This is a genomic window from Streptomyces sp. NPDC055287 (genome assembly GCF_053646035.1).
In genome coordinates, this window is sequence record NZ_JBSHNE010000105.1 from 1 (window position 1) to 3,900 (window position 3,900).

The 3,900-nt window shown below is 70.1% G+C and carries 1 pseudogene; it reads right to left on the minus strand.

Going from position 1 to position 3,900, the window contains the following annotated elements:
* Window positions 1–3,752, minus strand: a pseudogene (locus ACWIHY_RS40070) (type I polyketide synthase); the annotation flags it as partial.
* Window positions 3,753–3,900: the final 148 nt, after the last annotated feature.

Below are 3,900 nucleotides of genomic sequence, written 5' to 3' on the forward strand. Positions count from 1 at the left end.
CGCGAGTCCACAACCCCCGGCAAATCCACCAGACCACCCCACAACTCGGGATGCTCCAACGCCGCGACCCGACCCAAACCCCACACCTGCGCCTGAGACACGCCCGACAACCGCTCCGCACGCCCCACAGCCACCGCACCCCGCGTCACGCACCACAACCGTGCCTCGACACCGGCACCCGCCAAAGCCCTGACCAAAGCCAACGACCCCGCCAAACCCACCGACACGCCGCCGCACACCGGATGAGGCGACTCATCCAACGCCACCAACGACAACACACCGGCCAACGACCCGGAAACCGACCCCACAGCCCCCGACACCAGCCCCGCCAGCGACGCCGAATCCGCACCCGCAGCCACCTCGAGCCGCAGCGTACGAACACCCCTCGCCGCAAGCCCCCGCTCCACAGCCCCCACCCAAACGTCCCCAGCAAGACCCTCAGGCACCACAACCAGCCACGTCCCGGCCAACACCCGACCCGAACTCCCGGACAACGGCTTCCAGACCACGTCATACCGCCGGCCGTCGAGCTCCGACTGCTCCCGCCGCGCCTTCCGCCACGCAGAAAGCGCAGGCAGCACATCACTGAAAGGCAACCCGCCCGAAATATCCAGCGACGTAACGAGAGACGCCAAATCCCCGCTCTCGACCGCCTCCCAGAACTGCGCCTCCACCTCGTCGGCCACCGCATCCGCGGGGCCTCCGGCCACCGGGGCCTGCAGCCAGTAACGCCGCCGCTGGAAGGCATACGTCGGCAGATCCACCCGAGACGCACCACTGCCCTCGAACACCCGCGCCCAGTCCACCTCCACACCGTGAACCCACGCCTCGGCGAGCGACGTCAGGAACCGGTCCAGCCCGCCCTCGTCGCGACGCAGCGAACCCACCACACGCGTCCGCTCAGCACCCCGGGACTCCGACGTCTCCTGAACCCCCACGGCCAAGACCGGATGCGCCGACACCTCGACGAAGACCGTGTCCCCGCCTCCGACGAGAGCACTCACCGTCTCTTCAAAGCGGACCGTCTCCCGCAGATTGCGATACCAGTACCCGGCATCCAGCCCAGCGGTGTCCAGCACCTCGCCCGTCACAGTCGAGTAGAACGGCACCTGCGACGACACGGGACGGATCCCGTCCAGCACCTGGGCAAGCTCGTCCTCGATCCGTTCCACGTACGAGGAGTGGGAGGCATAGTCCACAGCGATGCGCCGCGCCCGCACCCCCTCCGCCTCGCAGGCGGCAAGAAGCTCGTCCAGCGCGGCCGGATCGCCGGCCACGACCACCGAAGTCGGCCCGTTGACCGTGGCGATCGACAACCGCCCGTCCCACCCGGCTATGCGCTCGGCCACCTGCTCCGCGGTCAGTGGGACGGACATCATCCCGCCGTGCCCCGCAAGACTCCCGGCGATGGCACGCGCCCGGAGCGCGACCACCCGGGCGCCGTCCTGCAAGGACAGCCCGCCGACCACGCAGGCTGCGGCTATCTCACCCTGCGAGTGACCCACCACCGCCGACGGCTCCACACCGTACGAGCGCCACAACGCCGCCAGCGACACCATCACCGCCCACAGCACCGGCTGCACGACGTCCACGCGCTCCAGAGACGGCGCACCCGGAGCCTCACGGACCACGTCATCCAGATCCCAGTCCACGAACTCCGACAGCGCCCTGCCACACTCCGCCATCCGCTCCGCGAACACCGGCGAGGAAATCAGGAGCCCCGCGGCCATACCCGCCCACTGCGAACCCTGGCCCGGGAACACGAACACCACCCGGCGGCCGGAGGCAGCCGTCACGCCGTCGGCGGGGCCGAGCACAACGCCGGACGACTCCTCACCGCGCACCAACTGGCCAAGGTGCGTGACCAGTTCGTCACGGTTACGCCCAGTCACTACGGCACGGTTCTCGAACTCCGCCCGCCCGGACACCAGCGACAGGCCCACATCCACCGGCGTCAGCCCGTCGTCGCCCGCGATACGGCTCAGCAGCCGCGCCGCCTGCCCGCGCACCGCGTCGGCCCCACGCCCGGAGACGACCCACGGCACCGCAACCGGCTCCACCGGAGCGGCCGCCACATCGGACTCGACAGCGAGCCCTGCGACCGGTTCCAGGCCCGGGGCCTGCTCCAGAATGAGATGCGCGTTGGTCCCGCTGATGCCGAACGACGAGACGCCCGCCCGGCGCGGGCGCCCCTCGGCCTCCGGCCACTCCCGCGCCTCGGTGAGGACCTCGACCGCCCCTGCCGACCAGTCGACCTGCCGCGTCGGCTCGTCCACATGCAGCGTCCGGGGCAGTACGCCGTGCTGCATCGCCTGCACCATCTTGATCACACCGGCCACACCCGCGGCGGCCTGCGTGTGCCCGATGTTCGACTTCAACGACCCCAACATGAGAGGCCGGTCGGCCGGACGGTCCTGACCGTACGTCGCCAGCAGCGCCTGCGCCTCGATCGGATCGCCCAGCGTCGTGCCCGTACCGTGCGCCTCCACCACATCCACATCAGCCGCCGACACCCCGGCATTCGCCAGCGCCGCCCGGATCACACGCTGCTGCGACGGACCATTCGGCGCCGTAAGACCATTACTCGCACCATCCTGATTCACCGCCGAACCACGCACCACCGCAAGCACCGGATGACCATTACGCCGCGCATCCGACAACCGCTCCAACAACAGGACACCCGCGCCCTCGGACCACGAGGTCCCGTCGGCCGCGTCGGAGAACGCCTTCGAGCGCCCGTCCGCCGCCAGCCCGCGCTGCCGGCTGAACTCCACGAACATGCCGGGTGTGGACATCACCGTCACACCACCGGCCAGCGCCAGCGAGCACTCACCCGAACGCAGAGCCTGGGTGGCCTGGTGCAGCGCCACGAGTGACGAGGAGCAGGCCGTGTCGACCGTCACCGCGGGGCCTTCCAGCCCCAGAAAGTACGCCAGCCGCCCCGAGACCACACTGGCCGCCTTGCCCGTCAGCAGATAGCCGTCGAGCCCGTCCGTCGCCTCGTGCAGCAGGACGCCGTAGTCCTGGGACATCGCCCCGGCGAAGACGCCCGCCTGGCTCCCGCGCACGGAGGCAGGGTCGATGCCCGCCCGCTCGAACGCCTCCCACGCTGTCTCCAGCAGTAGTCGCTGCTGCGGGTCCATCGCCAGCGCCTCACGCGGCGAGATCCCGAAGAAGCCCGGATCGAACTCGGCGGCCTCGTAGAGGAAGCCGCCCTCCCGGACGTACGACGTGCCGGAGCGGCTCGGATCCTCGTCGTACAGCGCGTCGAGGTCCCAGCCCCGGTCCACCGGGAAGCCGGAAATTCCGTCGCGGCCCGTCGAGACCAGGTCCCACAGCTCCTCGGGCGACGTCACGCCTCCCGGCAGACGACAGCCCATACCTACGATGGCGATCGGCTCGTTGACAGCGTCAGGATCGGCGACCGAAGAGGCCGGTAGGGGTGCGGCCACCTCCCCCGGCGAGCCCACCAGTGCGCTGTCCAGATGGCGCACCAGAGCGGTGGGCGTCGGAGAGTCGTAGATCAGCGAGGACGGCAGCCGCAGTCCGGTCGCCTCCTGCAGCCCGTTCCGCAGCTCCACCGCGGTGAGGGAGTCGAAGCCCAGGTCCTTGAAGGTACGGGCCACATCGACCGCGTCACCCGATCCGTATTCCAGCACCGTCGCGACCTGCGTCCGTACGAGCTCCTCCAGCTCCCGGTGTCGGTCCTCCTCGCTCGCCGACGCCGGCAGCTCCCGCCGGAACACCGGCCCGTCGGACTCGGGCTTGTCGGACTTGGGCCCTTCTGCCACCCGCTCGACTTCACCCAGCCAGTAGCGGTTGCGTTGGAAGGCATACGTCGGCAGATCCACCCGGGACGCACCCGTCCCCCCGAACACCCCCGACCAATCAACAGACACA